The organism is Streptococcus pseudopneumoniae, assembly GCF_001074975.1.
Lineage (GTDB): Bacteria > Bacillota > Bacilli > Lactobacillales > Streptococcaceae > Streptococcus > Streptococcus pseudopneumoniae_D.
In genome coordinates this window covers 16,380-42,623 of record NZ_JUUO01000067.1, presented here as the reverse complement: position 1 = coordinate 42,623, position 26,244 = coordinate 16,380, and the positions used below count along the sequence as shown (strand labels likewise).

Here is a 26,244-nt window from a genome sequence, read left to right as displayed (position 1 = left end):
CGAATTGTTTTTTTATTATACTATCATAAAGTTCGTTATTTTCCTAGCAAAAATATAATTTTAAGTAAAAAAATAAACCAGGAAACGAATTTCCTGATTTTATATTATGGCTTCAAGCCATAATAAAAAGACACCCTATCAAGTGTTCAAACACTTTAATAGGATGCGTTGTTTCGTAAAAATACTTATCAAATTTTCTATACAAGCGAGCTGTTAGCTAAGCTCTTTCTATTCATTCAATTTCAATGAATGAATGGATTTTTTAGTAATGCTAATTTTGCTGTGTTAAAATAGCGAGATCGATGGTATTATAAAACAGTCAAGACAGCTAGACTAATATCATCTATAACATTGTCTTCTTTTGAGCGACTGTTGGTTACCAACATGGCTAAATTTCCTGCATTTTCAAAGTATAAGGAACTTCCCTTGGCATTGAATACTACCAATAGATGTTCTGGTCCCCCGTGAATCTCGTAAACAATCCATCCGCTATTTTCTGCAGCTGTGTGGACAAAGACATGACGGTAAACTTCTTCGTATGTAGGATAAGAAAAGGCGCTAGTCTGTGTTTTCAGTCGAATAATTTGACGGACAAAGTCAATGCTTTCTTGTCTTTCATTGATTAAATCCCAGTTTATTTGGTTGACACTATCAGGAGCGTTGTAACTATTCATAGCACGTTCTCGGTCTGCTGGAGTGAGTTGCCCATGGTCACCTGTCGGAATTAATTTGGTTCGACCAAATTCTTGGCCAATTTCCATAAAGGACATTCCTTGCATGAGAAGGTTCATTGCTGTCGCCGTCTCAACCTTGCGCATAATCTGGTCTGAACTTTGATCAGGATGAAGAGTTGCCAGCAAATCATGAAGATTATAATTATCATGGGCTTCAACATAGTTGAGAACCTGATTTGGACTGAGATAAGAACCCAATTCTCGGCTACCAAGAATGGCCTTGGCTATGATTGGTTCGGTGGCTGCACCACTTACAAATCCTGACTTGATTGCACCATAAACTTCTCCTCCTTTGACCGCATCACGCTGATCATCATTGAAGAATCCGATATTTGGCATTTGGTAGGCATTGTCCTTCTTGGCCTTATCATAAGGTGCAAGACCTGTTCCCATATCCCAGCCTTCTCCATAAGTGATAATACGGGGATCAACCTCATCTAGCGCCCAACGAATCGCTTGCATGGTTTTGACATCATGAATACCCATCAAGTCAAAACGGAAGCCGTCAATATTGTATTCCTGCACCCAGTATAGGAGAGAATCAATCATATACTTGCGGAACATTTCGTGTTCACTGGCTGTTTCATTTCCAACACCCGTTCCATTCTGGAAGGTGCCGTCTGGGTTCATACGATAGTAGTAATCAGGGACAGTTGTTTGGAAAGGTGCATCAACTACTGAGAAGGTATGATTATAGACCACATCCATAATGACACCAATCCCAGCATCATGATAGGCCTGAATCATAGTTTTAAGATCGCGAATAACCTGCCCAGAATCATCTGGATTACTAGAAAAACTTGGTTCTGGTGCATTGTAGTTTTGAGGGTCATAACCCCAGTTATAGGTTACATTTCCATCCTCATCGTATTCCTTATGGCGATCAAAGATAGGCTGGAGTTGAACATAGTTGCAGCCAAGTTTTTTGATATAGTCAAAGGCGGTTGCTTGTCCGAATTGGTTTACAGTTCCAGTCTGGGCAGCACCAAGGAAGGTTCCACGGAGATGCTCTGCAACTCCAGATGTCGGAGATTTGGTTAAATCTCGGATATGCATTTCACAGATAACTGCTTTACATGGATTTTCCAAACGCCAAGGCGCTTCTGTTCCATGTTTGACCTCAAATCCTTCTACTTGTCTGTCTTGATGAGAAAGAATTACAGAACGTTTACCGTCAGGACTTGTGGCAATCGTGTAAGGATCTCTCGTCACAGTCTGGTGGTGAGGAAAGTCAATCTGATACTGATAAGCCTTGCCAGCAAGATTTTCATCTAAGTCTAGACTCCAAACACCAATGGTATTGTACTTATGACTGTATGAATAGCTATTACCACGCTCTAGATTAAAGGTTTTCCAAATCGGAGCGTCGTTACTGGTATTTTCGTAGACAACCACCTGTACAGCTGTAGCCGTAGGAGCCCAAAGTTTAAAGCTTGTTTGATAATCTGAAAGACTGTAACCTAGTTCTCCTTGGTAGCCCCAGTGGTGATCAAAACTAGCGCTATGTATTGCTCTATCAAAAGCAAATGGATTTTGATCTTTGTAGTAAGGACTAGCAATGGCTGGGTTTTCAGAATAATAAACAGTCTCGTCGCCCTCTAAAATCCAAACTTCTGTCAGAAGCGGATAGTAGTTATAACGCACGGGATAATCCTTAACTTTCCCATCAATTTCAACTGAGAATTTCAGTTTTTCTAACTTCTCTTGACTTGTAACTGTGAAGGAGAACTTTGCTCCAAAAAAGTTATTCTCATAATACAATTTTTCAACATTGTCCGCCTGTTTTCTACTAAATGAACAGGCGGCATAATCCCCATTTTTTCGATGAAAATGGATGACTACAGGGTAATTAAACATTTCTTTTCCTAATTTCTAATTTAATTTTTTATGTGGTGCTGATAGATTCAGCGATTTAATTTCTGACTCAGGATAGACTCAATCCATGTCAAAACACTTCAGGAGAGACAGTTTCAGACTATCTAACACCAAGCCTTCTACTATTCTTTACAAACTTTCTAGCCAAGCCTCATCTCGAACCTCGATTCCAAGTTCTTGTGCTTTTTGAAGTTTACTTCCAGCATCTGCACCTGCCACTACGAGGTCGGTCTTTTTAGAAACACTGCCTGTTACTTTGGCACCCAGACTTTCGAGTTTACTCTTAGCTTCTGAGCGCTTGAGCCGTTCCAATTTTCCAGTCAACACAACGGTCAAACCTGACAAGGCCACATCTGCCACTACTGTCTGTCCTTTATAGTCCAGATTGACCCCAGCTTCTTTCAATTCTTTGAGGAGAATTTCAGAGCCTTCTGTCGCAAAATAAGTCTGAAGACTCTTGGCAATCACACCACCCAGACTTTCAATACTAGCTACTTCCTCTGGATCTGCCTGAGCCAGATTTTCAATTGAATGGAAATGTTGGAGTAAGAGCTGACTGGCCTTGCTTCCGACATGGCGAATTCCTAATCCAAACAAGAGTTTTTCAGCAGAATTTTCTTTTGAATCTTGGATGGCCTGATACAGTTTAGAAGCGGACTTTTCCTTAACACCTTCTAAAAGGAGAAAATCTTCTTCTTTCAAGCGGTAAATATCTGCCACATCCTTGACTAAATTGGCAGCGAAAAGCTTCTCAACAATTGATGGACCAAGTCCTGTAATATTCATGGCATCTCGAGAAGCAAAGTGAATCAAACCTTCCATAATTTGGGCAGGGCAACGTGGATTGATACAACGCAGGGCCACTTCATCTTCAAAATGCAATAAGTCAGAATCACAACTTGGGCAGTTTGTTGGAATAACTAGTTTCTCTTCAGAAATCCGTTTGGGCTCTACCACACGTAAAACAGCAGGGATGATGTCCCCGGCCTTATAGACGATGACCGTATCGTCTTTGCGGATATCTTTTTCAGCAATATAATCCACATTGTGCAGAGTCGCACGGCTAACAGTCGTACCGGCAAGCTGAACAGGTGTAAGGTTTGCAGTTGGGGTTACAACACCTGTACGGCCAACTGTCCAGTCAACTGATAAGAGTTGAGCTTCTTTTTCTTCAGCAGGGAACTTGTATGCTACTGCCCATTTTGGAGCTTTAACGGTAAAACCAAGTTCTTCTTGGCTTGCTAGGTCATTTACCTTGATTACCACTCCATCGATATCATAAGACAGATTGTCCCGTTCCTGTCCTACTTCTTGGATAAAATTCCAGATTTCATCTATATTTTCAGCCAAGATTCGCTTAGGATTGACCACAAAACCAAGCTGTTCTAGGTGATTCAAAACCTTTTCTTGGCTGTCACGAGTTGAAGGGCTGGCTTCTTGATAGAGAAAGGTAGCAAGGTTGCGCTTGGCTACTACTGCTGTATCCAACTGTCGCAGAGTTCCTGCCGCTGCATTACGAGGATTGGCAAATTCAGGCTCTCCATTTTCTTGGCGAGCTTGGTTAACCTGGTCAAAAGAAGCGCGTGGCATATAACATTCCCCACGAACTGTGATATCTAGTTCTTCTGGTAAGGTCAAAGGGATGTCCTTAACACGCTTGAGGTTTTCTGTGATATTTTCACCAACAGAACCATCTCCACGTGTTGCACCAACAACTAAAATCCCCTTTTCATAAGTCAGCGAGATAGATAAGCCATCGATTTTCAGCTCACAAATATAGGTTGGATGGGCAACTTCCTTACGAACGCGCGCATCAAAAGCTTCAAGCTCCTCACGTGAAAAAGCATCCTGCAAACTATAAAGAGGATACTGATGACTGTATTTTTCAAAACCATCTAAAACCTTGCCACCAATACGATGGGTTGGACTGTCTGCTAACACTTGATCTGGATAGGCAGTTTCTAACTCAACCAACTCTCGGTAAAGGCGATCATACTCACTGTCAGAAACCGACGGATTATCGCTGGTATAGTACTCAGTCGCATAGCGATTTAGCAAGGCGACTAACTCATTCATTCTTTTATTCATAAAACCATTTTACCACAAAGTAAGCCCTCCTCACAAACGAGAAGGGCGGAAAAAACACTCAGATTGGAATTATTTTTGAAGTCCAAGCAAACTTATGTCTCTTTTTCAAAAATGAGTTCGAACATACACGAGGGATAGACAAGACAGAATGATAACCCCGCTTCCAATTACCAAGAAAGAAGAGAGATGTACACTTGGTAGCACTGTCATAAAGCCTTTGGCAATAGGCATAAATAGAATGGCTAAAGTAAAAATTGTGCTTAATACTCTCCCCAAATATTCCCCCTCAACCTTGGCTTGCACCTGAGTAAAAAAGTGAATATTAAAAATTGTCATAAACAGTTCACAAACTAAATTTCCAGAAAAAGAAAGGAAAGTTGCAGTGGTAATCCCATCATGAAAACTCCTACTCCAGTCAAAACTAGTAAAATCAAAAGGTTATAAACACTCGCCTTTACTTTGCTAGCTAGAATAGCTCCCACAATGGAACCAATAGCCCCCATAGTTAAAATAGTGGCATAGGCACCTTGAACTCCATAGAGCTGATTTGAAAAGGGAAGGAGGTAATTAAAGGCTGCGAAGAAAAAATTGACACTTGAAGCCATGACTAACAAAAAGAAGATTTCCTTTTGCTTCACAATATAATGAACTCCCTCCTTGATATCAGCACAAATAACTTTGAATGTAAGTCTCTTCTCTGCCATAGTCTTCTCTTCTTTCTTTGGAAGCAATGCTACCAAGCCAAAAGCGAGGAAAAAACTAAGGGCATCTAATACTAAGGTAATGCGAAGACTTGCAAACTGTAAAACCAGAAAAGAAAGCACAGGGGAACTCACACTGACAACCTGCATCACCAATTCCAAACGAGAATTGTAAAGAACCAGTTCATCTTTCTCTACCAATTCTGTGATAATTGCCTTATTTGCAGGTCTAGAAAAGGCAAAAGCAATAGCCTGCACAATATTAGCCCCAATCAAAGCTCCAATCATCCAGCTGTCATTCCTTATAAAAGAAATAGCCAGACAAAGAATCCCACAAACAAGGTCTGTCACCATTAAAATCCTACGACGAGAAAAACGGTCTGATATAACTCCACCAAAAGGATTTACGAGAATAGATGTGACGAGTTCAGAAATCTGATACATTCCTAAAACTGTCTGTCCGATAGTTCCCATGGAAGCCAACCAGATACTATTTCCATAATCATAGAGCATATTCCCTATCTTGTTAACAGCTCCGCGACTAATCAACTGTACTGCATAGCGATTCATATAAAAACTCCTCTCAAATTTTGAAACTATTGTATCAAAACCGAAAGAAGCTTTTGGTTTTTTCCCTTATTTGGGAAAATTAATCTTTGATAAATTTTTCGTAGTGTTCCTGATAATAGGCTACTTGCTCTGGAATACCTAGCAGGTCAAAGATATGCATGGCCTCTTGCATCTGCTTACAACCTTCTTTACACTGTCCTTTTTGGTACAAGGAAAAGCCTTTTAGATAATGGAAAATATTACGCTCATACAGTTTGATACCATTACCAATAATCTTCTCTGTATAAGTCTCAAAATAGCTTGCATTATCAAAAGAAAGATGCTCTAGACAATGCTGATAACAATTGAGGGCCAAAATCAACACTAATCTCTTATGGCGCCCAATTTCTTGATAAAATTCTTCCCTCTCCATAACTTCTCTACCAATCCGAGTGATATAGTTCACATCGTAGAAACTATAGAGGTTCCCGAAAAGAATCAATTCATACATGGTCCATTCTTCCGTTTTGAAGAGATAATCTGCTACTTTATCCAAATCATCCTGCTTCATATCATAACTCGAATCTCTTTGACAAATCAGACCTTGTAGCAAAATCCAGTTCAACTCAAAATAGAGGGGATTAGTTGAACTCTTAGCCTTTTCCAGTTGTTCTTCTTGAAGCTTTTGAAAACCTGCAATATCATTTGAATAGTAAAGGGGCACAATTTGTCCCATCATGGCAACATGTTCATGATTGTGAAAATTCCTTGCCTTATCCATGAAATTTTCTATTGTGACATGAATGTTATCCAAAATCTCAAAGAAACGTGAGACTGCTAGGTCAGACTCCCCAAGCTCAAAGCGAGATAACTGAGAGGTTGAACAGGAGTCCCCTGCCGCCTCCTTTAAGGAATAATTCCCACTTGTTCGAAATTCACGAAATACCTTTCCAAGATGTTCCATCTTTACACCTGCTCTGATAATTCTTCCCACTCAAGCATAGCTTCTTCCTGACGGTGGCTAATTTTGTCCAGCTCAGCCTGCAATTCCATTAGTTTGCCGGCATCGTTTGTTTCCAACATTTGTTCAGAAATGGCTTGGCTTTGACTTTCTAACTCTTCAATTTCAGCTTCTAGACTTTCGATTTGTCGCATAAGTTTTCGAACTTCTTTTTGACTTTCTTTCTGAGCCTGGTAGTCATTGACTGAACTTGCTTCTTTTTCTTGATTGTTAGTTGAAGCTTCCTCAGTCTGACTCATTTCTACTTCTGCTTTCTTCTCAACATAGTAGTCGTAATCACCCAAGTAAAGAGTCGAACCATTCTCAGACAATTCCAGTACATGAGTTGCCACACGATTGATAAAGTAACGGTCATGGCTGACAAAAAGCAAGGTGCCATCAAAGTCAATCAAGGCATTTTCCAACACTTCCTTGCTATCAATATCCAAGTGGTTGGTCGGCTCATCCAGAATCAGGAAGTTGTTGTTTTCCATGGACAATTTAGCTAAAAGCAAACGAGCTTTCTCGCCACCTGAAAGCATGCCGACTGATTTTTTAACATCATCTCCTGAGAAAAGGAAGGCCCCAAGACGATTACGGATCTCAACTTCTGGCGTCAGCTTAAAATCATTCCAGAGTTCATCAAGTACAGTATTACTTGGCGTCAGCTTGCTTTGCGTCTGGTCATAGTAACCCACCTCAACATTGGCACCAAATCGCTTTTCTCCCTTGATAAAAGGAATCTGATCCACAATTGATTTGATAAAGGTTGACTTGCCAATACCATTGGGACCAACGATGGCAATAGCATTCATCTTACGGAGGTCAAGGTTAATCGGTTGTGACAGGACTTCCCCGTCATAGCCAACAGCTGCATTTTCAACAGTCAAAACAACATTACCCGAAGTTTTCTCAGACTGGAAGGTCATGTTGGCTGATTTCTTACCAGCTTCAGGCTTGTCCAAACGCTCCATTTTTTCCAGTTGTTTACGACGAGATTGGGCACGTTTGGTCGTTGAAGCTCGGACTAGATTGCGGTTGACAAAGTCTTCCAGAGCTGCAATCTCCTTCTGTTGCTTTTCATAGTTTTTTGCCTCAGTAGCTAGTTTTTGCTCCTTCAACTCGACAAAACGAGAGTAATTCCCCACATAGCGATCCAAGGAATGCTTGGTCAAATCCAACGTAATCGTCGCAACCTTATCCAAGAAGTAACGGTCGTGGCTGACAATAATAAGGGCACCGCTATAGTTCACCAAGTAATTCTCTAGCCAGGCAATAGTTTCGATATCCAAGTGGTTGGTTGGCTCGTCCAAGACCAAGAGATTTGGTTTTTCAAGAAGCATTTTGGCTAGAGCCAGACGGGTGTTTTGGCCACCAGAAAGCTCGGCAATTTTCATCTGCCACATAGATTCGTCAAACTTAAATCCATTTAAAATCGCTCGAATATCAGCTTCATAGGTAAAGCCACCTGCTTGACGAAAATTCTCAGATAAGCGATCGTAATCTGACATCAGTTTCTCTAAATCTTCACCAGACTTTTCTCCCATCTCCAGCTCCATCTGGCGAAGTTGTTTCTCAGTCCGACGCAAGTCATCAAAAACATGAAGCATTTCATCGTAGATGGTATTTTCAGACTCAAAACGGCTATCTTGGGCTAGGTAAGACAGTGAAATGTCTTTTTTCTTATTGATTTCACCACTAGTTGGCTCCTCTTCTCCAACCAAAATCTTCAAAAGAGTAGACTTACCTGCACCATTTTTCCCGACAAGAGCAATCCTGTCTCGTTCATCTACCTGCAGATTGATATTATCAAAAAGAACCTCTCCTGCAAAAGAACGTTCAATTTTATTAGCTTGTAAAATAATCATACAAGTAGTATAGCATGTTTCCCTAAGGCATTCAAGACTTGATAAACAGGCATATGCCACTACTTTTCTGAAAATTATGCTACCGTTTTACTAAAACACTAAAAAGTGCTATAATGTGAACGGTTAAAAGAATTTACAAAAAGGAGAATTTTAATGTCTTACCAAGAAAATTACCAGAAATGGGTTGATTTTGCGGAGCTTCCTGACTACCTTCGTCAAGATTTGGAAAATATGGATGAAAAAACGAAGGAAGATGCCTTCTATACAAATCTTGAATTTGGTACTGCAGGTATGCGTGGCTTGATTGGCGCTGGTACAAACCGTATCAACATTTACGTTGTTCGCCAAGCTACTGAAGGATTGGCTCGTTTGATTGAGTCAAAAGGTGGAAATGAAAAAGAACGCGGTGTAGCAATTGCCTACGATAGCCGTCACTTCTCACCTGAGTTTGCCTTTGAATCTGCGGCAGTTCTTGCTAAACACGGCATCAAATCTTACGTATTTGAAAGCCTTCGTCCAACTCCAGAACTTTCATTTGCAGTTCGTCACCTCAACTGTTTCGCAGGTATCATGGTCACAGCCAGCCATAACCCTGCACCATTTAACGGTTACAAGGTTTACGGTGAAGACGGTGGACAAATGCCTCCACACGATGCAGACGCTTTGACTACTTATATTCGTGCAATCGAAAATCCATTTGCAGTTGAAGTTGCTGATGTGGAAGCTGAAAAAGGTTCTGGCTTAATTGAAGTTATCGGCGAAGCTGTTGACGTAGAATACCTTAAAGAGGTTAAAGACGTAAACATCAATCCAGCCTTGATTGAAGAATTCGGTAAAGACATGAAGATTGTCTACACACCACTTCATGGTACTGGTGAAATGTTGGCTCGTCGTGCTCTTGCCCAAGCAGGATTTGACTCTGTTCAAGTTGTTGAAGCGCAAGCAACTGCTGACCCAGACTTCTCAACTGTTAAATCTCCAAACCCAGAAAGCCAAGCAGCCTTTGCCCTTGCTGAAGAACTTGGTCGTCAAGTTGGTGCAGATGTTCTTGTCGCAACTGACCCAGACGCTGACCGTGTTGGTGTTGAAGTTCTTCAAAAAGATGGTAGCTACCTTAACCTATCAGGTAACCAAATCGGTGCTATCATGGCTAAATACATCTTGGAAGCCCACAAAAACGCTGGAACTCTTCCTGAAAATGCAGCCCTATGTAAATCTATCGTATCAACTGACTTGGTAACGAAGATTGCTGAAAGCTACGGCGCAACTATGTTCAACGTTTTGACAGGTTTCAAATTTATCGCTGAAAAAATCCAAGAATTCGAAGAAAAACACAATCACACTTACATGATGGGATTTGAAGAAAGCTTCGGTTACTTGATTAAACCATTCGTACGTGATAAAGACGCTATCCAAGCTGTTCTTGTCGTTGCTGAACTTGCTGCCTACTACCGTTCACGTGGTTTGACACTTGCTGACGGTATCGAAGAAATCTACAAAGAGTACGGCTACTACGCAGAAAAGACAATCTCTGTTACTCTTTCAGGTGTCGATGGTGCTGAACAAATCAAAGCGATTATGGCTAAATTCCGTAACAATGCTCCAAAAGAATGGAACACAACAGCTATCACTGTCGTAGAAGACTTCAAGGCACAAACTGCTACTGCTGCTGACGGTACTGTTACAAACTTAACAACTCCTCCAAGTGATGTTTTGAAATATACACTTGCTGACGGTTCATGGATTGCCGTTCGCCCTTCAGGTACAGAACCAAAAATCAAGTTCTACATTGCAGTTGTAGGTGAAACCAACGAAGAATCACAAGCTAAGATTGCTAACATCGAAGCAGAAATCAATGCTTTTGTAAAATAAAGACCTATAAAAGATGAGACAAACCAATCTCATCTTTTTTTCGTATCAAATCTAAGCAATTTTAGAAACTTTATGGCATACTAGACTTATCAACGAAAGCGAGGTAATCTCATGGAACAATTTTTAGATAATATCAAAGACCTTGAAGTCACTACAGTTGCGCGTGCGCAAGAAGCTCTTGATAAGAAAGAAACTGCAACCTTCTTTATCGGTCGCAAAACTTGCCCTTACTGCCGTAAATTTGCAGGTACATTGGCAGGTGTCGTAGCTGAAACCAAAGCGCACATCTACTTTATCAACAGTGAAGAACCAAGCCAACTCAATGAGTTGCAAGCATTTCGCTCACGCTATGGAATCCCAACTGTACCAGGCTTCGTTCACATTGCAGATGGACAAATCAATGTCCGTTGTGACTCTTCAATGTCAGCACAAGAAATCAAAGAATTTGCAGGATTGTAAAAGATATAAAAAAAGAAGGTTGGGCAAAAAACCACTTCTAACTATCAAAAAAACGAGCATTTCCGTAGTTGGAGATACTCGTTTTTTTATGTGACTATTAGTCAGTCTCGCTCCGATAGGTACGAGACAAGTCATAACAACCCGTTAGACGGGTCGTCATGATTTAGAAGCTAGTTTTTGCCGGAGCCTCTTTTCGTTAAAAATAAATGAAAACCGACAACCACTGTCCATCTGTGCTTAGTTTCATCTCTGAACCAAGAAGATGGCATAATTCCTCAGTGATATAAAGGCCTAAACCAGAGGATTCTTCCGTATCAGATAGATTTTCAGAATAAAAACGGTTGCTGAGATTTTCTATTCTTTTGATGGGCTGTTTGACAAGGTTTGCAATTTCTAAGACAAGCTGTTCCTTTTCCTTTCTTAAAGATAGACGTGCTTCTTCCTTGCCATGCTTGAGGACATTTCCAAGCAGATTTTGTAAAATTCGATCCAGCAAGTCTTCATCAGTCCTTATTTTCAGACCAGCTTCAACCTTAAAATCAAGCGTAATATTTGCCGCCTGAAAAACATCATAATAAGCCAGAGTCTTCTTGGTAATAAAAACTGAAAGATCCACTTCTTCCAGTTTCGGTTTGACTGCCCCTTCCATCAAACGCCGATATTCTAGGAGAGCCTCTAAACGTTTGGAAACTAAATCAAGATGCTGGGCTATTTTTTGTAAGGTTTCTGCTTTGTTTTCAGGAGACTTTATCAATTGTTGCGTGTATCCTGAAGCGATGGTCAGAGGTGTCCGAATATCATGGGAGATATTGCTGATGGCCATATCTAGAGTCTGCTTTTCCCTTTTCATAACCAACCGAGATTGTTCCACTTCCAGAAATAGATTCTCAATCTGCTGATAGAGATGTAAAAAATGTTTGGAAAAAATACTGACTCCGACTCTTTTCATACTCCCCGTAAGAATCTTGTCTTCGATTTGTTGACTCAAGTTTTTAAGTGCTAGATGGTAGCGAATCAATGAAATCGATAAAATAAGTAGGAGTACCAGTAGGACAAAGATTATCATGTAGGTCATTGCTTATCTCCTTTTAATCTTACCCCAACTCCCCAAATGGTTTCAATATATTCTTGATTTGGATCAAGTTGGTTTAATTTTTTACGAAGATTACTCAAATGCGTATTCAGGGTGTTATCTCCAGGTAGATAGCTCTCCTCCCAGACCAATTCATAAAGTTCTTCCTTGGTGAAAATTTTCTTAGGATGTTTAAGGAGAGTTTGGAGAATCAAGCATTCTTTCTTAGCAAGGCGAAGCGTTTCCTGACTATTTTTGATTTCAAAGCTTTCTGCATCAAACTGGATATTTTTCAAGTTTTGTGGCAGATGTTCAGTTTTTTCTATTTCCATAGGCTGTTTTTCTACACTTTGGCGTAACTGAACAGTAACTCTAGCAAAGACTTCGTCCAAATCAAAAGGTTTCACTATGTAATCATTGGCACCGTCTAAGAGGTATTGACTGATTAACTTCTTATCGCTCAAGGCTGTTAGCATAATGACTGGAGTTTGATTTTGTTCCCTGATAGCTTTTAAAACCTGATCCCCATTTTTCCCAGGAAGCATAATATCTAGCAAAACGAGGTCAATCCCACCTTGGTTAAAAAGTATGATTCCTTCTGTACCAGAAAAGGCTTGAATCACCTCATGTTCCTCAGTAAGAAGTGTTCTCAAAATTTCTTGAATATCACTATTGTCTTCAATAACCAATATCCTAGCCATAAATACCAACCTTTCTGCAACTATTATAGCATGTTTTATTGATAAAGCTTAAACAGAAAAGTTTTTCCTCTTTTTCATTAGAATCGTGCAACTTTTTTCATATAATTTTAAAAAATTGATTTTTATATATTTCTCCTTTATACTGGATAAAAAGGAGAATAGTATGTCAGAAACAAATCACGAAATTGATTCAAATTTTGCAGGTCGTTTAAATATCCTGCGTGCGGGTGTTCTTGGTGCCAATGATGGAATTATTTCCATTGCTGGTGTGGTTATCGGGGTTGCTAGTGCTACGAGCAATATCTGGATTATCTTTTTATCAGGATTTGCAGCTATTTTGGCCGGCGCCTTTTCAATGGCTGGTGGAGAATATGTATCCGTTTCAACTCAGAAAGATACCGAGGAAGCAGCCGTTGCGCGTGAGAAACTCTTGCTAGACCAAGATATGGAGCTAGCCAAAAAGTCTCTCTATACTGCTTATATCCAAAATGGAGAATGCGAAACCTCTGCTCAACTCTTGACCAACAAGGCCTTTCTTAAAAATCCACTCAAGGCTTTGGTAGAGGAAAAATATGGGATTGAGTATGAAGAATTTACCAATCCTTGGCACGCTGCCATCTCTAGCTTTATTTCTTTTTTCCTTGGTAGCTTGCCACCAATGCTGTCAGTGACCATTTTCCCAAGTGAATACCGCATCCCTGCTACCGTCCTTATCGTCGGTGTATCCCTTCTTCTTACTGGTTACACTAGTGCCAGACTTGGAAAAGCCCCAACCAAAACAGCTATGATTCGGAACCTTGCTATTGGTCTCTTGACTATGGGAGTGACCTTCCTGCTCGGACAACTTTTCAGCATTTAGAATACAAGAAATACCTCGATTTTGAAGTCGAGGTATCTTTTTTACATTTGCACAATCTTGCGATAACTTCTTGAAGTAATCATGAAAATCAGCACATAGGCGATGAGGAAGATAGCGCAGATAGACAAGGTCACAATCAACATCATATTCGTATCTATTACACCAATCACTTTTAAAATCAGACTAAGCATATGGTAGGCAAAGGCTAGATGTATGAAGGCAAAGAGCAAAGGAAGGAAGAAAACAGTTAAAACCTGTTTGTTGATGGTTTGCTTGATTTGCTTTTGATCTAAACCGACTTTCTGCAAGATAATAAAGCGTTCACGGTCTTCATAACCTTCAGAAATTTGTTTGTAGTAGATGACTAGAACGGTTCCGACCATAAAGATAATGGATAGGAAAATACCGATAAAGAAGACACCACCAAAGAGGGCACTCATCTGAGAACTAGCATCTGCTAGATTGCTACCATACACATAGCTACCTTCCGTGTTTAATTGAGCATTAAACTGATCGAGGTATTTATCATACTCGTCAGCGACCTTGAGTTGTTCTTCTTCGCTGGCATTTACATTCATGCCTCCGTAAAACTGATTATAGATAGCCGAATCTGGGAATTGGTCCAAAAAGGCTTGTAAATCAGGAACAACAAGGTAATTGTAATCAGCAGTCAAAATATTAAACTGATTTGGGACATGGTTCACAATGAAATCTTTAGTAAATTCTTCTTTGACAGAAAATTGATGATCATTCAGAGTTAGAGTTTTCTGTTCTTTAACTCCCTCATTCTTTGCAAAGAGTCCGACCTCATTTCCTGATAGAGACAGTTTTTGACCAGTCATATTCTCATAATCTTTTTGGTCAAATACCATGAAAACTGTTGTGGGTTGGACACGATTTTGTCCTTTTTCAAAAAGTGTTAACTTATTTCCTTCTTGATTCGCAACAGCAAAGTAAGTGTAACGAAGCACTTCTTTCTCTTTAATCTTATAACCTTTGTCACTTGCAAACTGGCTCAAGAGTTTGTCCAAATCTTCTTTTTCAACATTTTGTCCTGAAACCCCAAAATCATGAGGATTTAGAACTTTTTTAAAGGATTCTGCGGAATTGAAAATGCTTGTCGCTGCTGACATGGTTACCAAAACCATTGTTGACAAGATAGCGATGGTTGCTAGTCCAACCGCATTTTTCTTCATACGGAAAATCAAGTTGGAAACAGAGATGAGGTTATTAGGTTGGTAATAGTATTTCTTGTTTTTCTTTAAGATTTGAAGGAAAACGGTAATTCCTGCATTAAACAAGAGATAGGTCCCAAAGATAACCAGCAAAACAGCTATGAAGAAGGTTGCTAAGGCTGTAAGAGGATCTTTTACAGTAAGGGCAAGATAATAGCCAATCCCTAAACTTATGGAACCAAGAATGGTTTGGAGAGGTAGGAAACGACCTTTTTTCTCACCACTAGCTTTCTCACGAGAAAGCTGGAGAGCATTCATACGGGCAATTCGAAGGGCATTCAGGAACATGAGGACTAGAAAAATCAATCCAAAGACAACAAGTACTGTAATGACAACTTTTATCTGGAAGGTAGCGACTAGTTCTACCTTCAATTTCATCAGTTTGAGTAGGAAAGCGAAAATCAACTTGTCAAACAAGGCTCCAATACCGATACCTGCTCCAACAGTTAAAATTCCAAATAGCACTAACTCCTTAAAGGTCATACTGATTAGATGACGTTTCTCCAAGCCCAACATGCCATAAATCCCTAGTTCCTTGGAACGGTTTTTCATGACAAAACTATTTGCATAGAGGACGATAATGGCAGATGCAAGTGTCACTACGATGAGACCTAGTTGTAGGGTAAATTGAATAGAAGATCCACCCCGCATCTCTGCCATTTTAGGATTAAAAGTTAATGAATAAAATAGATAGCTGATAGTAACTGCCAAGAGAACAGCCAGCGCAAAAGGATAGTAGAGTTTGCGGTTTTTAATCAAGTTCGATACCGCTAACTTATTGGTTAATCGAAACATACTAATTCACCTCGCTTGCCATGACAGTCAAGGTATCAGAGATTTCTTGGAACATCTGACGCTCTGTCTTCTCTCCACGGTAGATTTGATTGTAAAGAATGCCGTCCTTGATAAAGAGTACACGCTTAGCCCTGCTGGCTGCTGCCGTTGAGTGGGTTACCATGAGAATGGTTTGACCACGTTCATTGATTTCGTCAAACACATCAAGTAAGGCTGCAGATGACTTGGAGTCAAGAGCTCCTGTTGGCTCATCCGCAAGGAGGATCTCAGGTTCTGTGATGATGGCGCGGGCTACTGCTACACGCTGTTTCTGACCACCTGAAATTTCGTAAGGGTACTTCTCTTGCAATTGGTTGATACCTAGATTCTCAGCTGTCACTACCAATTTCTTCATCATTTCCGTAATAGGTCTTCTTGACAAGACAAGGGGAAGCAGGATATTGTCCTTAACAGATAGGGTATCTAGCAAGTTAAAGTCTTGGAAGACAAAGCCCAATTTTTCACGACGGAAGCTAGAAGCTTGTGAATTTTTAATGGTTGCTGTATCAGTTCCATTCAGGTAAACCTGACCACGTGTTGGTTTATCCAGCATAGCTAGGATATTGAGAAGAGTGGATTTACCAGAACCAGACTCACCCATGATGGCAACGTAGTCACCCTTTTCTACGGTAAAGTGAATATCCTTTAGGGCCTCTACTTGGTTGCCCTGAAAACGAGTTTTATAAATTTTTTGAACGTGTTTTACATCTAAAAGTGTCATGAGAATCTCCTTTCTTAATATCCCATCAAATGAAATGTCGCTTGCATCATAGCGCATCCTAGCTGAACACGCTCGATTTCTTTGTGACTTGGTTTTCTAGTTTTCTTATGTAAGATTTGTTTCATAATGTTACTCCTTTGTTCTTTATGAGTCTAGTTTACATCAAAAAAAGACCGCTTGCCATAACCTAACCTTACAAAAGAGACTTTAATCTTACATTTTTGTAAGATTGGGGGAAATGTAAGCAAAATTACTTAGAAAATGATTTGATTTCCTATTTTTAAAGTTGTAAAATATAAGTGCGAAAAGGCTTACTTTGGAAAGGAGGAAGCGGGAACTAACATTTGAGTAAGCTTACCTAGATAATATACCATTAAATTGAACACTTGCAAGTCGTTCTACCTATAAGGAAAGAAGGTGCGCTTTAATGAAACACAAAGAACATATACTCATCGGACTTCTCTATCTCCTCTCTCCATTCATCGGTCAGCTCTTAGTTGAAAAGACATACTTTATCGGTACAAGAATTACAGCTACTGCTTATGCTATTTGCTGGCTATCAGTTGTTATCAGTATCCATCATTTATCAAAAAATGTATTGTCTCAGCATGAAAAATCAGATTAAAAAAATGAGTTCAAAAACATGCTTTTAGTTTGTAGATAAAGTTGGAAAAATATTATTAAAAGTAAAAAAGCTTTAAATCAAGCAGTTTAGACTATTGATTTAAAGCTTTTTTCTTATTTCAAATCTTTTGAAGAACCTCACCAAAACCAGCCTTCATTATCGTCAATGGCTTGGGCTTCTTTGCGTTTGCGTGGACCTGTTCCGTACATTTCTGCTTCGATTTCTTCCTTGGTTGGCATGATAGAAGCTAGGATGATATAAATAATCACGCCAAGTCCAAAGTTTGCGACTGTAAAAATAGCAAACAGAAAACGAACAAGGGTAACATCAAAGTTCCACTTATCTGACAGACCTGCCAGAACTCCTGAAATCATGCGATTTCTTCTCATTTTATAAAATTTACTGTTCATGATATTTCCTCTTTCTGCTAGGTTAGACATAGTATATCACAGGTAAGCTCGGCTTTCATCAGTCCTCAGGCTGATTTATTAGTAGCAACTTTCCTCGACAAACTCCACAACGATAGCGTTTGGTATCAATCCTACGCTTGCGCTGATAACTTTGCTGGCAGGATTGGCAACGATAGAGCTTGAGTGGCTTGGAGTTGCTATTGGGCAAGGACGGTACAAAGCGTAATCCATTCACTGCTTTCAACAGTTCCTTAAAATCTCGATCCTTGTGTTGATAGCCCTTCCCTTGAAAATAGAGGTGATAGTGACAGAGTTCATGTCGGACAATTTTCCTAAAAACATCCAAACCCAGTTCTTGATAAACCTTAGGGTTAAAATCTAAATGCCCATCTTTAGGGAAAAATCGCCCACCTGTCGAACGTAGACGAGAATTCCACTGGACATGATGGATAAAAGGTCTGCCGAAGTCTTCTAGTGAAACCTGCTTAACGTAATCAGTCAGTTTCATTTGGAGCGAGGAGCGACAGATTAACTTTTTCACGTTCAGTATCAATTTTCTTAACCCAAACTGTTACCAAATCTCCGACGGACACCACTTGGCTAGGATGTTTGATAAACTTGCGACTCATATGAGAAATATGAATCAATCCATCCTCGTGAATCCCAATATCAACGAAGGCACCGAAGTCAACGACATTACGCACTACTCCTTCTAGCTTTTGCCCAACCACTAAGTCCTTGATATCTAGGACATCTTGGCGAAGCACAGGTGCGTCAAAAGAATCACGGAAATCTCGACCTGGTTTGAGAAGGTCTGCAATGATATCTTTAAGGGTTTCTGGACCAAGGTCTAGCTCTTGCGCTATATCTTTGACTGATAAATACTTGAGTTTGCTTTGAGCCTCTTCATTCAAGTCTTTGATATCCAAGCGTTTGAAAAGCTCCTTAACGGCAGCGTAATTTTCAGGGTGAACTCCTGTATTATCAAGGATATTGCTACTTTCAGGGATACGGAGGAAACCAACTGCCTGTTCAAAAGCCTTGGCACCCAGACGAGGAACTTTCTTGATTTGAGCGCGTGAAGTGATTTTTCCTTCTTCTTCACGGTATTTGACAATATTTTCAGAGATGGTTTTATTAAGTCCAGCAACATGGGAAAGGAGGGCTGGGCTGGCAGTATTGATATTGACACCGACTTGGTTCACCACGGTATCGACGACAAAGTCCAGACTTTCAGACAATTTCTTTTGACTGACATCATGCTGATATTGACCGACACCGATTGACTTAGGATCGATTTTGACCAATTCAGCAAGGGGATCTTGCAAGCGACGGGCAATAGAAATAGCAGAGCGTTTTTCAACGGTCAAGTCTGGAAACTCCTGACGAGCTAGTTCACTGGCAGAATAGACAGAAGCACCACTTTCATTGACGATAACATAGCTGACCTCAGGAAAATCTTTAAGAACTTCTGCCACAAAGGCTTCGCTTTCACGACTGGCCGTCCCATTTCCGATAGCAATAATTTCCACGCCGTATTGACCAATCAAGTCTGCCAAATCTTTCTTGGCTTCTTCGATTTGACGAGCAGAGGCTGGTTTGACAGGATAAATGACCTGAGTTGTCAGCATTTTTCCTGTTGCATCCACGACAGCTAGCTTGGCACCTGTACGAAAGGCAGGGTCAAATCCTAGAACCACACGCCCTTTCAGCGGAGCAACCAAGAGGAGATTTCGCAGATTGTCAGAAAAGAGTTGGATAGCCCCTTCTTCTGCTTTTTCGGTTAATTCTGTCCGAATGCGTCGTTCGATAGCAGGCAAGACCTTTTTCTTAACTGACTGTTGAACAACTTCATCAATATAGGCATTCTTCACCTTGAAACGAGCTGCAAAGAAAGCTAGAATACGGTCCGTCGCATGTTCAAAACCGACCTTCAAAATCCCTAGTTTCTCCCCACGATTGAGCGCCAAGGTACGATAGCCTTGCATATTCCCAACTGTCTCAGAAAAATCATAGTAAATCTGAAAAACTTGCTTTTCATCCAGACTTTCATCCTTAACTTGAGAAGTGAGTTTGGAGTGTCTCAGCACCTCCTGATAAGTCATGGAACGCAAGGTCACATCTTCCGATAAGGCTTCGACCAAGATATCAACTGCACCAGACAGGGCTTCCTTCCCAGTCGCAAATCCTTCACAGACAAACTTTTCAGCCTCTTTCTCTAAGTCAGCTACATTTTGCAAAATCAAGCGAGCAAGAGGAAAGAGCCCAGCTTCACGGGCAATAGTTGCCTTGGTCCGACGCTTTTCCTTGTAAGGAAGATAGAGTTCTTCAACGTCTGCTAATTTTTCGGCAGCTAAGATAGCTTCTTCCAATTCCTTGGTCAACTTGCCTTGTTCTTGAATCTTAGCTAAGACAGCTTCCTTACGGTCGTTGAGATTTGTCAGGCTTTTATCCAAGTCGATAATGGCCTTAATTGTCACCTCATCCAGACTACCAGTCATGTCCTTGCGATAACGTGCGATAAAGGGAATAGTCGCCCCTTCAGCTGTCAAACTTAGAACGGTATCAATTTGCTTTAAAGTCACTCCCAAATCCTGGGAGATTTTTTCATATTTTTTATCCATGAATCTATTATACCATAAGCTGAACGTTTCAAATTAACTCGTAGAACATTTAAAAAATATGTAGGGAATAGATTTGTATTCTATAGCGCAATAACTTGTACTTAGAGAGCATTACCACCTTTTTTTAACCAAGCCATGATATCAAAAGTATTTAATGGATCAGACATAATAGCCAGTTCTGGAAGATGTTCCTGACCTGGAATAACGCACTGACTTTTTAAATTTTTATATGGACGATTGACCAAAATTAATTTATTAGAATAGGGAAGATTATCCATCTTACTTAGAATTTCTTCACTGGCTGAATCTTTATTATCAAATTTAAAATAGATATTGTCCCAAACTATACGTTTTTTTCTTTTTTCCCACTTAGTTCTAGCTTCCTCAATACTAGAATAATGTAGAAAATGAATATCTATATCTCCTAAGTGCCCCAAAGGATAAACTTCATGGGTCCAGCTCGGTGAAATAAGTTCCTCTTCGAAAACAAGTTCTTGTTCCATATAGTAACGAAAATCCTTTGTAAGTTTATAATAATCATCAGGAAGAATAAATAAACCAACAAAAGGTGTTCTATATTGAAAACCAAGTTGTTTATAGATTAATCCTCCAACACAATTATTACTTACAATCGTGAAATCTAATCTATCAAGGTCAAGGAAAGGAAAAATCCCTTTCTCTGCGGCTATCAACTTATGATAAACAATTTCAGAATCTAAATGTTCACCATCATTTTTTAACCAAGCGCTAAAATTTGCCAATTCTTGAATATATTGTTTTTTCGCTCTTTCTACATCATAGTTTTCTAAGACAACGCAATCTTTTATTCTATTTTCATAATTTTCTAAAATGATTTTATAGGAATCTTTAAGAGATTTAGCATCTACAATAGGTTTATAGATATATGTAGGGAAATTAATATAAGTTGCAGTTTTAGATTGAATATAAAGTCTCCAAATAAGGTTGTTTATATCAAATTGATTTATTTTTCGCAAAAGCTTACTATTGAATAATTTTCCGAATAATGAGCAATATTGTTTTCTAATTCGATGATCTGTATCATTCATCTTTTGCAAAACTTGGTCATTCGTTAAGTTTTCTGTCAACCAATTATCCCCCCAAGGATAAAAGTAAAATACTCCATCAATCAAATCAGCAAAATGACCAAGAACAACATCAGTATCGGATAATTTTATCGCATGATACATCTTTTCAAATGTCCAATCAAATAATGAATCATGTGAAGATAGAAACGTAATATAATCTCCTGTAATCATATCAGACAACTCAGCAAAAGAATTTTCGTCTATAATCTTAATATTGAACGATAGATCCATCTGTTGGCTAATGGAATCGATTTCCTCTGTAGATTGATTTACAATAATAACTTCTATATCTTTTAATGTTTGTCTATCCACTATTGATAACGACTCTAGTAAACTATCTCTATCTCTTTGGTGTAACAAAATAACACTGATTAAGCAAGTCAATTTGACTACCTCCCATAATTTTCTGATAATGATTTTCTTTTTATTTAATTATATCACACTTATGATATATATCAGGTAATATCAAGCTATATATTAGCTACTCAATTTGAAATTTCAACTTTTCCCTTTTCTTCAAAATAATAGTATAATAGAGGTAGAATTTAGAATCGAGGTACACCTATGGCTGTAAAATTTACAAAAACGGACGACTTGGACAAGATGTTTGAAGAGTTTGCGAAACTCCCTGATTTAAAACAAGTCACTTTCCCTGATGACAAAGAGAAAAAAGCCAAAGTAGAAAAGAAAAACTAGATGACTGCTTTCCAACAACTCCCATCTAGCGTGCTTCAGACTGGGGCTATTTTTCTCTCCATTATCATTGAAGCCCTACCTTTTGTTCTGATAGGAAGTATTGTATCAGGGTTAATTGAGGTTTATATCACACCTGACAAGGTTTATCATTTTCTCCCTCGAAATCGTTGGGGGAGAATCTTTTTTGGAACCTTTGTCGGGATTCTTTTTCCCTCTTGTGAATGTGGAATTGTCCCCATTATCAATCGTTTTCTGGAAAAAAGGGTTCCCAGTTACACAGCTGTTCCCTTCCTTGTGACAGCACCTGTCATCAATCCCATTGTTCTCTTTGCGACCTATTCTGCCTTTGGCAACTCCTTCCATATCGCCCTGTTACGAGCTCTGGGTTCCATTCTTGTAGCTGTGATACTTGGGATTTTTCTTGGATTTTTCTGGCAAGAACCAATTCAAAAAGAAAATCGTATGGCCTGTCATGAACATGATTTTTCTCACTTGAGCCCTGCAAAAAAAGTTTTTCAGGTCTTTGTGCAAGCCATTGATGAATTTTTTGATACAGGGCGTTATTTGGTATTTGGCTGTCTCTTCGCCTCAATAATACAGGTTTATGTTCCGACACGGATTCTAACCTCTATCAGTGCGCCCCCTATTTTTGCCATCCTGCTCTTGATGCTTTTGGCCTTCCTTCTCTCGCTATGTAGTGAGGCGGATGCCTTTATCGGAGCTTCTCTTCTCTCGAGTTTTGGTTTGGCACCAGTTCTGGCCTTTCTCGTCATTGGCCCAATGCTGGATATCAAAAATATTCTCATGATGAAACATTACTTGAAAACACGATTTATCAGTCAATTCATTATGATTGTGACTCTTGTCGTCTTAGTGTATTCTCTCTTGATTGGAGTCATCCTATGATTCGATTTTTAGTTTTAGCTGGCTATTTTGAACTGACCATTTATCTGCATCTGTCAGGCAAATTAAACCAGTACATCAACATGCACTATTCCTATCTGGCCTATATTTCCATGGTACTTTCCTTTATCTTAGCAATTGTTCAATTGTATATCTGGATGAAGCAAGTTAAAACCCACAGTCATCTGAACAGCCGATTGGCGAAGGTGACGAGTATTGCTCTTCTGGTCATTCCTATTGTCGTCGGCTTAACTTTCCCAACTGTTAGCTTGGATTCTCAAACCGTTTCGGCTAAAGGCTATCATTTCCCCTTATCAGAAGGCACGGATCAAGCCATTCAGACAAGTGAAGGGACGACAAGCCAATATTTGAAACCAGATACTAGTTCTTATTTTTCAAAATCAGCTTATGAAAAGGAGATGCGAACGGCTGCGGATAAATACTTATCCCAAGATAGCATTCAAATCACTAATGAAAACTATATGGAAGTCATGGAAGCCATCTACGACTATCCAGATGAATTTGAGGGCAAGACAGTCCAGTTTACAGGCTTTGTCTATAACGACCCCAGCCATGCCAATAGCCAATTTCTGTTCCGCTTCGGCATTATTCACTGTATCGCAGATTCGGGTGTCTATGGATTGCTGACAAAGGGAAATACCCGTCAGTATGAGAATAACACCTGGATAACGGCCAAAGGAAAACTGATCAATCACTACCATAAAGAACTCAAACAAAACCTCCCAACCTTGGAAATTGACAGCTTTACCAAAGTCGATAAACCAGAAAATCCCTATGTGTATCGTGTGTTTTAATAAAAAAGAGACAATATCAGAGTTTCTGTATTACAGAATTCTAATATTGTCTCTTCATTTTTTTCTTATGCTCATTTCAATCTAACAAACTAGCTTACTTTTTGTTCTTTTCTCTGACAGAATGTTCAGAAACCCATTTAGAATAGCTTATCATTTTTTCATCAGTTAAAGCTTCTACCGCTATAGTCACACACATTTCAACCGCTTCTTCCACAGAAACAGAAAAGTAATAACCATTTAATTGTAAAAATTTCACCAAAACATAAAAGGCTGTTCGTTTATTAGCATTGACAAAAACATGCTTCTTTATCAATTGGACAAATAATATTGTTGCTTTATCAAAAATTGTTGGATATAGAGGTTTACCAAAAACAAATTGTTCTGGTAAGTTCACAATCATATTTAAGGCAGAAGGACTAACTGTTTGAATTTGCTCATTTGGAGAATACCGTTGAATTACTAAAGCATTGATTTTTTCAATTTGCTTTTCTGTTAAATAGACTGTCATTTTTCCACCAAAGCTTTGAAAACATCGTCGAATTCATCAAAAATTGTATCCAATTTCAAGTCAAAGTCATCATCAGATACATAAGAGACCTGATGATCCAATTCTTCAGGAGTAAAGATAATTTCACCACTTGCTAACAATTTTGCTTCGTATTTAACACCACTTGGAATATTGAATTCGCTGGGAATGGTAATGGTGATTGAATTTCCTTGTTTTCTTGTTTTTACTACCATCTGATTTCCTCCTTTGAAGTATTATAACAAATAATTACCGTAATTACAATGGCAGGATAATTCGCTCCAGTAGCAATCTCTATCATTTGATTTGTTAATCTATCAGAGAAAATAAATATTATGGTTTGAAAAGTTATTAATGCCATTATTTTAACAGATTTCGAAGCTTATACCATTTCAAGCAATACAAGTATCTCAGAGAGAATAAGAGAGCCATTCATTAATCATACTAGCAATTTCTTTGGGAGCTTCAGTATAAAGCTCATGGCTAACGTTTTCTAGAAAAATAGTATCAAAATAATCTGGCAATTCGTTTAGGGCTGTCTCTCTCCATGTAGCTTCATTAGAATAGCAAGGACTGATAAACAAGGTATCTCCCACTTCTCTCTTAAAAGCTGGTATTTTCCTCCGTAGGCTGAGTATCGCTTCTATATTTTCATAATTTATAGCTAACTCATATCTATTATACTCAGAATTCCAGTGATAGGACTGTCTTACGGCTTTCTCCATATTTTCTGACCAATGCTTTGCTTCAGATTTTTCTTTAGAAATAAGAACATCTAAGTCCGAAATAATTTGAGATTTGATATAGTTTTTAGTTTCCTCTAATTCCACATCTAAAGTTAAAATCTTATCTAAATCTAAATAGCCACCATCCAAAAGAATTAGTTTCTTCACTTCTTCAAATTCCGATGCAAGATAACGAGCTAAATCTCCTCCAAGAGAATGACCTATCAGACAGATAGATTCTTCCTCCACAATCTCATTTTTAAACCATGATTTCAATTCTGTTTCATCTCGAAGATGCGTTTCATATGGATTTAGAAAATAGACCTGCGAATCTAGTTCTTGAAGAAAATCCTTGCTATGATAGACATTGCTTCCCAAACCGCCAATAAAATATATTTTCATTCTCTACTTAATACTATGCTTATTCATCTTTTGTTCAAAGATAGTCGTGATAATCTGACGTAATTCTTCGCGTTCTTTTTCTGGGATTTCACCACTTGTTTGAGCTGCAGCGTAGAGTTCAGGGTGTTCAATTGAAATGCGTTTAATCGTACGTGTTGTTGCATGTTTTCTGACGAAAAATGGGATTCGCTTAATCAAGTCTTGTGGTACTAGCGCAAGAATCTTCTCAGCAGTTTCCTTGTCACTAATCTTAGACGTTGTAAGCCCATTCTTTATCATTTCCTGTTCTTTTTCTGTAAAATCTTTTAATTCCATTCAATTAGTCCTCCTATTTACTCTAAGTTAAATTATATACCAATCCAGATAAAACTACAAACGGACTGTTTGGAAATATGAGCAATGACTCTGTTCTTTAATTATGAATCTTCCTCCTCAGTCACTTCCCATACTTCTGCTTGATAGCCTTCCCCATCAATATCATATCTTTGGATATAACCGATAAATGTTTCATTATTTCGTGGTTTCTGGCTATTAACGATTGAAATAACCCACCAACTCATCAAAAATAGAAATATCAGTCCTAGGATTAACGTCATATCATACCACCTTTAAAGATTAACCCACTTATCATTATCCATGATGAACGGCTTAGCCAGTCCGTCACCTGTGTAATCTGCATACTTAGTACCTAAATACTTGTAGCAATCTTCCTTAGATGAACTGATTTGCCTTTGACTAGTCCGCTCAGAAGTAGTATTTTGTTGTTGACAAGCAGCCAAGCCTAAAAACAAGACTGAACAGATTCCTAATGTGGCTAATTTTCTTGATTTCTTCATCTTTTTCT

General features: G+C 39.0%; 24 protein-coding genes and 3 pseudogenes. 7 read left to right on the top strand and 20 right to left on the bottom strand.

The window, feature by feature from the left end; all coding sequences use genetic code 11:
* Positions 1-308: 308 nt before the first annotated feature.
* From pulA to ADI86_RS03310, 5 genes and pseudogenes are all read right to left on the bottom strand, one after another.
* The gene (gene pulA, locus ADI86_RS03330) at positions 309-2,591 is read right to left on the bottom strand and encodes a type I pullulanase (RefSeq protein ID WP_049531783.1); all 2,283 of its coding nucleotides are present in this window, start codon (positions 2,589-2,591) and stop codon (positions 309-311) included.
* Between the two features lie 147 nt (positions 2,592-2,738).
* Complete coding sequence (ligA, locus tag ADI86_RS03325) at positions 2,739-4,697, bottom strand: NAD-dependent DNA ligase LigA (RefSeq protein WP_049531782.1); 1,959 nt, start codon at positions 4,695-4,697, stop codon at positions 2,739-2,741.
* Positions 4,698-4,802: 105 nt separating this feature from the next.
* A pseudogene (locus ADI86_RS03320) lies at positions 4,803-5,968 on the bottom strand (MFS transporter).
* A gap of 79 nt (positions 5,969-6,047) precedes the next feature.
* Positions 6,048-6,911, bottom strand: coding sequence for an XRE/MutR family transcriptional regulator (locus ADI86_RS03315; protein WP_049531781.1), 864 nt, complete (start codon positions 6,909-6,911; stop codon positions 6,048-6,050).
* A gap of 2 nt (positions 6,912-6,913) precedes the next feature.
* The gene (locus ADI86_RS03310) at positions 6,914-8,815 is read right to left on the bottom strand and encodes an ATP-binding cassette domain-containing protein (protein WP_049531780.1); all 1,902 of its coding nucleotides are present in this window, start codon (positions 8,813-8,815) and stop codon (positions 6,914-6,916) included.
* A 153-nt stretch (positions 8,816-8,968) separates the two neighbouring features.
* Here ADI86_RS03310 and ADI86_RS03305 point away from each other — a divergent pair, with 153 nt between their 5' ends.
* Positions 8,969-10,687 (top strand): phospho-sugar mutase, encoded by a 1,719-nt coding sequence (locus tag ADI86_RS03305; RefSeq protein ID WP_049531779.1) that lies wholly within the window; start codon positions 8,969-8,971, stop codon positions 10,685-10,687.
* 111 nt (positions 10,688-10,798) lie between these two features.
* Positions 10,799-11,146 carry a thioredoxin gene (locus ADI86_RS03300; protein WP_023944304.1) on the top strand — a complete coding sequence of 116 codons (348 nt, stop codon included), beginning with the start codon at positions 10,799-10,801 and terminating at the stop codon, positions 11,144-11,146.
* A 196-nt stretch (positions 11,147-11,342) separates the two neighbouring features.
* Here the strand turns inward: ADI86_RS03300 and ADI86_RS03295 are convergent, their stop codons facing one another.
* Positions 11,343-12,221 (bottom strand): sensor histidine kinase, encoded by an 879-nt coding sequence (locus tag ADI86_RS03295; protein ID WP_049531778.1) that lies wholly within the window; start codon positions 12,219-12,221, stop codon positions 11,343-11,345.
* On the bottom strand, positions 12,218-12,919 hold the full coding sequence (locus tag ADI86_RS03290) for a response regulator transcription factor (RefSeq protein WP_049531777.1): 702 nt from the start codon (positions 12,917-12,919) through the stop codon (positions 12,218-12,220). Before ADI86_RS03290 ends, ADI86_RS03295 begins: the two co-directional genes overlap by 4 nt.
* Before the next feature lie 163 nt (positions 12,920-13,082).
* Here ADI86_RS03290 and ADI86_RS03285 point away from each other — a divergent pair, with 163 nt between their 5' ends.
* Entirely contained in the window at positions 13,083-13,778 is a 696-nt protein-coding gene (locus ADI86_RS03285; protein ID WP_049531776.1) for a VIT1/CCC1 transporter family protein, read from the top strand.
* Between the two features lie 41 nt (positions 13,779-13,819).
* Here ADI86_RS03285 and ADI86_RS03280 read toward each other — a convergent pair whose 3' ends face one another.
* Together ADI86_RS03280 and ADI86_RS03275 are read right to left on the bottom strand one after the other, a co-directional pair.
* Positions 13,820-15,808, bottom strand: a complete 1,989-nt coding sequence (locus ADI86_RS03280) for an ABC transporter permease (RefSeq protein ID WP_049531775.1) — start codon at positions 15,806-15,808, stop codon at positions 13,820-13,822.
* A 1-nt stretch (position 15,809) separates the two neighbouring features.
* The gene (locus tag ADI86_RS03275; RefSeq protein ID WP_000173372.1) at positions 15,810-16,568 is read right to left on the bottom strand and encodes an ABC transporter ATP-binding protein; all 759 of its coding nucleotides are present in this window, start codon (positions 16,566-16,568) and stop codon (positions 15,810-15,812) included.
* Positions 16,569-16,995: 427 nt separating this feature from the next.
* On the opposite strand from ADI86_RS03275, the gene ADI86_RS03270 reads away from it, so the two are divergent.
* Positions 16,996-17,193, top strand: a complete 198-nt coding sequence (locus ADI86_RS03270) for a hypothetical protein (RefSeq protein ID WP_000680771.1) — start codon at positions 16,996-16,998, stop codon at positions 17,191-17,193.
* 137 nt (positions 17,194-17,330) lie between these two features.
* Here the strand turns inward: ADI86_RS03270 and ADI86_RS03265 are convergent, their stop codons facing one another.
* The 4 genes from ADI86_RS03265 to ADI86_RS03250 form a co-directional block, all read right to left on the bottom strand.
* Positions 17,331-17,603: a PspC domain-containing protein gene (locus ADI86_RS03265; RefSeq protein WP_001085044.1), complete on the bottom strand. Its 273-nt coding sequence runs from the start codon at positions 17,601-17,603 to the stop codon at positions 17,331-17,333.
* Positions 17,604-17,661: 58 nt separating this feature from the next.
* A complete protein-coding gene (locus tag ADI86_RS03260; RefSeq protein WP_049531774.1) occupies positions 17,662-18,111 on the bottom strand; it encodes a SprT family protein in 450 nt (149 codons plus the stop codon).
* Complete coding sequence (locus ADI86_RS03255; RefSeq protein ID WP_049531773.1) at positions 18,098-20,227, bottom strand: Tex family protein; 2,130 nt, start codon at positions 20,225-20,227, stop codon at positions 18,098-18,100. Before ADI86_RS03255 ends, ADI86_RS03260 begins: the two co-directional genes overlap by 14 nt.
* Before the next feature lie 101 nt (positions 20,228-20,328).
* Positions 20,329-21,693 carry a DUF1919 domain-containing protein gene (locus ADI86_RS03250; RefSeq protein WP_049531793.1) on the bottom strand — a complete coding sequence of 455 codons (1,365 nt, stop codon included), beginning with the start codon at positions 21,691-21,693 and terminating at the stop codon, positions 20,329-20,331.
* 204 nt (positions 21,694-21,897) lie between these two features.
* Between ADI86_RS03250 and ADI86_RS12425 the strand changes: the two genes are divergently transcribed.
* The 3 genes from ADI86_RS12425 to ADI86_RS03235 are packed head-to-tail and all read left to right on the top strand — an operon-like array spanning position 21,898 to position 23,747.
* Complete coding sequence (locus tag ADI86_RS12425; RefSeq protein ID WP_049531772.1) at positions 21,898-22,029, top strand: SPJ_0845 family protein; 132 nt, start codon at positions 21,898-21,900, stop codon at positions 22,027-22,029.
* Positions 22,030-22,935: a permease gene (locus tag ADI86_RS03240; RefSeq protein WP_049531771.1), complete on the top strand. Its 906-nt coding sequence runs from the start codon at positions 22,030-22,032 to the stop codon at positions 22,933-22,935.
* On the top strand, positions 22,932-23,747 hold the full coding sequence (locus tag ADI86_RS03235; RefSeq protein ID WP_049531770.1) for a TIGR03943 family putative permease subunit: 816 nt from the start codon (positions 22,932-22,934) through the stop codon (positions 23,745-23,747). Before ADI86_RS03240 ends, ADI86_RS03235 begins: the two co-directional genes overlap by 4 nt.
* A gap of 94 nt (positions 23,748-23,841) precedes the next feature.
* Here the strand turns inward: ADI86_RS03235 and ADI86_RS03230 are convergent, their stop codons facing one another.
* From ADI86_RS03230 to ADI86_RS12550, 7 genes and pseudogenes are all read right to left on the bottom strand, one after another.
* The gene (locus tag ADI86_RS03230) at positions 23,842-24,255 is read right to left on the bottom strand and encodes a type II toxin-antitoxin system death-on-curing family toxin (protein ID WP_049531769.1); all 414 of its coding nucleotides are present in this window, start codon (positions 24,253-24,255) and stop codon (positions 23,842-23,844) included.
* Positions 24,252-24,488 (bottom strand): hypothetical protein, encoded by a 237-nt coding sequence (locus ADI86_RS03225; RefSeq protein WP_049531768.1) that lies wholly within the window; start codon positions 24,486-24,488, stop codon positions 24,252-24,254. The genes ADI86_RS03230 and ADI86_RS03225 overlap by 4 nt, the downstream gene beginning before the upstream one ends.
* Before the next feature lie 195 nt (positions 24,489-24,683).
* The gene (locus tag ADI86_RS03220; protein WP_049531767.1) at positions 24,684-25,400 is read right to left on the bottom strand and encodes an alpha/beta hydrolase; all 717 of its coding nucleotides are present in this window, start codon (positions 25,398-25,400) and stop codon (positions 24,684-24,686) included.
* A 3-nt stretch (positions 25,401-25,403) separates the two neighbouring features.
* The gene (locus ADI86_RS03215) at positions 25,404-25,715 is read right to left on the bottom strand and encodes a hypothetical protein (protein ID WP_000420573.1); all 312 of its coding nucleotides are present in this window, start codon (positions 25,713-25,715) and stop codon (positions 25,404-25,406) included.
* A gap of 101 nt (positions 25,716-25,816) precedes the next feature.
* Positions 25,817-25,996 (bottom strand): hypothetical protein, encoded by a 180-nt coding sequence (locus ADI86_RS03210; RefSeq protein ID WP_049531766.1) that lies wholly within the window; start codon positions 25,994-25,996, stop codon positions 25,817-25,819.
* Positions 25,997-26,008: 12 nt separating this feature from the next.
* Positions 26,009-26,116 (bottom strand): annotated as a pseudogene (locus ADI86_RS12090) (DUF4300 family protein); the annotation flags it as partial.
* Positions 26,111-26,236, bottom strand: a pseudogene (locus ADI86_RS12550) (DUF4300 domain-containing protein); the annotation flags it as partial. The pseudogenes ADI86_RS12090 and ADI86_RS12550, both read right to left, overlap by 6 nt.
* Positions 26,237-26,244 lie beyond the last annotated feature (8 nt).

What these genes read in the sequence shown, in the direction of transcription:
- pulA (WP_049531783.1), bottom strand. Translation starts at nt 2,591, where the DNA reads ATGTTTAATTACCCTGTAGTCATCCATTTTCATCGAAAAAATGGGGAT.
- ligA (WP_049531782.1), bottom strand. Translation starts at nt 4,697, where the DNA reads ATGAATAAAAGAATGAATGAGTTAGTCGCCTTGCTAAATCGCTATGCG.
- ADI86_RS03315 (WP_049531781.1), bottom strand. Translation starts at nt 6,911, where the DNA reads ATGGAACATCTTGGAAAGGTATTTCGTGAATTTCGAACAAGTGGGAAT.
- ADI86_RS03310 (WP_049531780.1), bottom strand. Translation starts at nt 8,815, where the DNA reads ATGATTATTTTACAAGCTAATAAAATTGAACGTTCTTTTGCAGGAGAG.
- ADI86_RS03305 (WP_049531779.1), top strand. Translation starts at nt 8,969, where the DNA reads ATGTCTTACCAAGAAAATTACCAGAAATGGGTTGATTTTGCGGAGCTT.
- ADI86_RS03300 (WP_023944304.1), top strand. Translation starts at nt 10,799, where the DNA reads ATGGAACAATTTTTAGATAATATCAAAGACCTTGAAGTCACTACAGTT.
- ADI86_RS03295 (WP_049531778.1), bottom strand. Translation starts at nt 12,221, where the DNA reads ATGACCTACATGATAATCTTTGTCCTACTGGTACTCCTACTTATTTTA.
- ADI86_RS03290 (WP_049531777.1), bottom strand. Translation starts at nt 12,919, where the DNA reads ATGGCTAGGATATTGGTTATTGAAGACAATAGTGATATTCAAGAAATT.
- ADI86_RS03285 (WP_049531776.1), top strand. Translation starts at nt 13,083, where the DNA reads ATGTCAGAAACAAATCACGAAATTGATTCAAATTTTGCAGGTCGTTTA.
- ADI86_RS03280 (WP_049531775.1), bottom strand. Translation starts at nt 15,808, where the DNA reads ATGTTTCGATTAACCAATAAGTTAGCGGTATCGAACTTGATTAAAAAC.
- ADI86_RS03275 (WP_000173372.1), bottom strand. Translation starts at nt 16,568, where the DNA reads ATGACACTTTTAGATGTAAAACACGTTCAAAAAATTTATAAAACTCGT.
- ADI86_RS03270 (WP_000680771.1), top strand. Translation starts at nt 16,996, where the DNA reads ATGAAACACAAAGAACATATACTCATCGGACTTCTCTATCTCCTCTCT.
- ADI86_RS03265 (WP_001085044.1), bottom strand. Translation starts at nt 17,603, where the DNA reads ATGAACAGTAAATTTTATAAAATGAGAAGAAATCGCATGATTTCAGGA.
- ADI86_RS03260 (WP_049531774.1), bottom strand. Translation starts at nt 18,111, where the DNA reads ATGAAACTGACTGATTACGTTAAGCAGGTTTCACTAGAAGACTTCGGC.
- ADI86_RS03255 (WP_049531773.1), bottom strand. Translation starts at nt 20,227, where the DNA reads ATGGATAAAAAATATGAAAAAATCTCCCAGGATTTGGGAGTGACTTTA.
- ADI86_RS12425 (WP_049531772.1), top strand. Translation starts at nt 21,898, where the DNA reads ATGGCTGTAAAATTTACAAAAACGGACGACTTGGACAAGATGTTTGAA.
- ADI86_RS03240 (WP_049531771.1), top strand. Translation starts at nt 22,030, where the DNA reads ATGACTGCTTTCCAACAACTCCCATCTAGCGTGCTTCAGACTGGGGCT.
- ADI86_RS03235 (WP_049531770.1), top strand. Translation starts at nt 22,932, where the DNA reads ATGATTCGATTTTTAGTTTTAGCTGGCTATTTTGAACTGACCATTTAT.
- ADI86_RS03230 (WP_049531769.1), bottom strand. Translation starts at nt 24,255, where the DNA reads ATGACAGTCTATTTAACAGAAAAGCAAATTGAAAAAATCAATGCTTTA.
- ADI86_RS03225 (WP_049531768.1), bottom strand. Translation starts at nt 24,488, where the DNA reads ATGGTAGTAAAAACAAGAAAACAAGGAAATTCAATCACCATTACCATT.
- ADI86_RS03220 (WP_049531767.1), bottom strand. Translation starts at nt 25,400, where the DNA reads ATGAAAATATATTTTATTGGCGGTTTGGGAAGCAATGTCTATCATAGC.
- ADI86_RS03215 (WP_000420573.1), bottom strand. Translation starts at nt 25,715, where the DNA reads ATGGAATTAAAAGATTTTACAGAAAAAGAACAGGAAATGATAAAGAAT.
- ADI86_RS03210 (WP_049531766.1), bottom strand. Translation starts at nt 25,996, where the DNA reads ATGACGTTAATCCTAGGACTGATATTTCTATTTTTGATGAGTTGGTGG.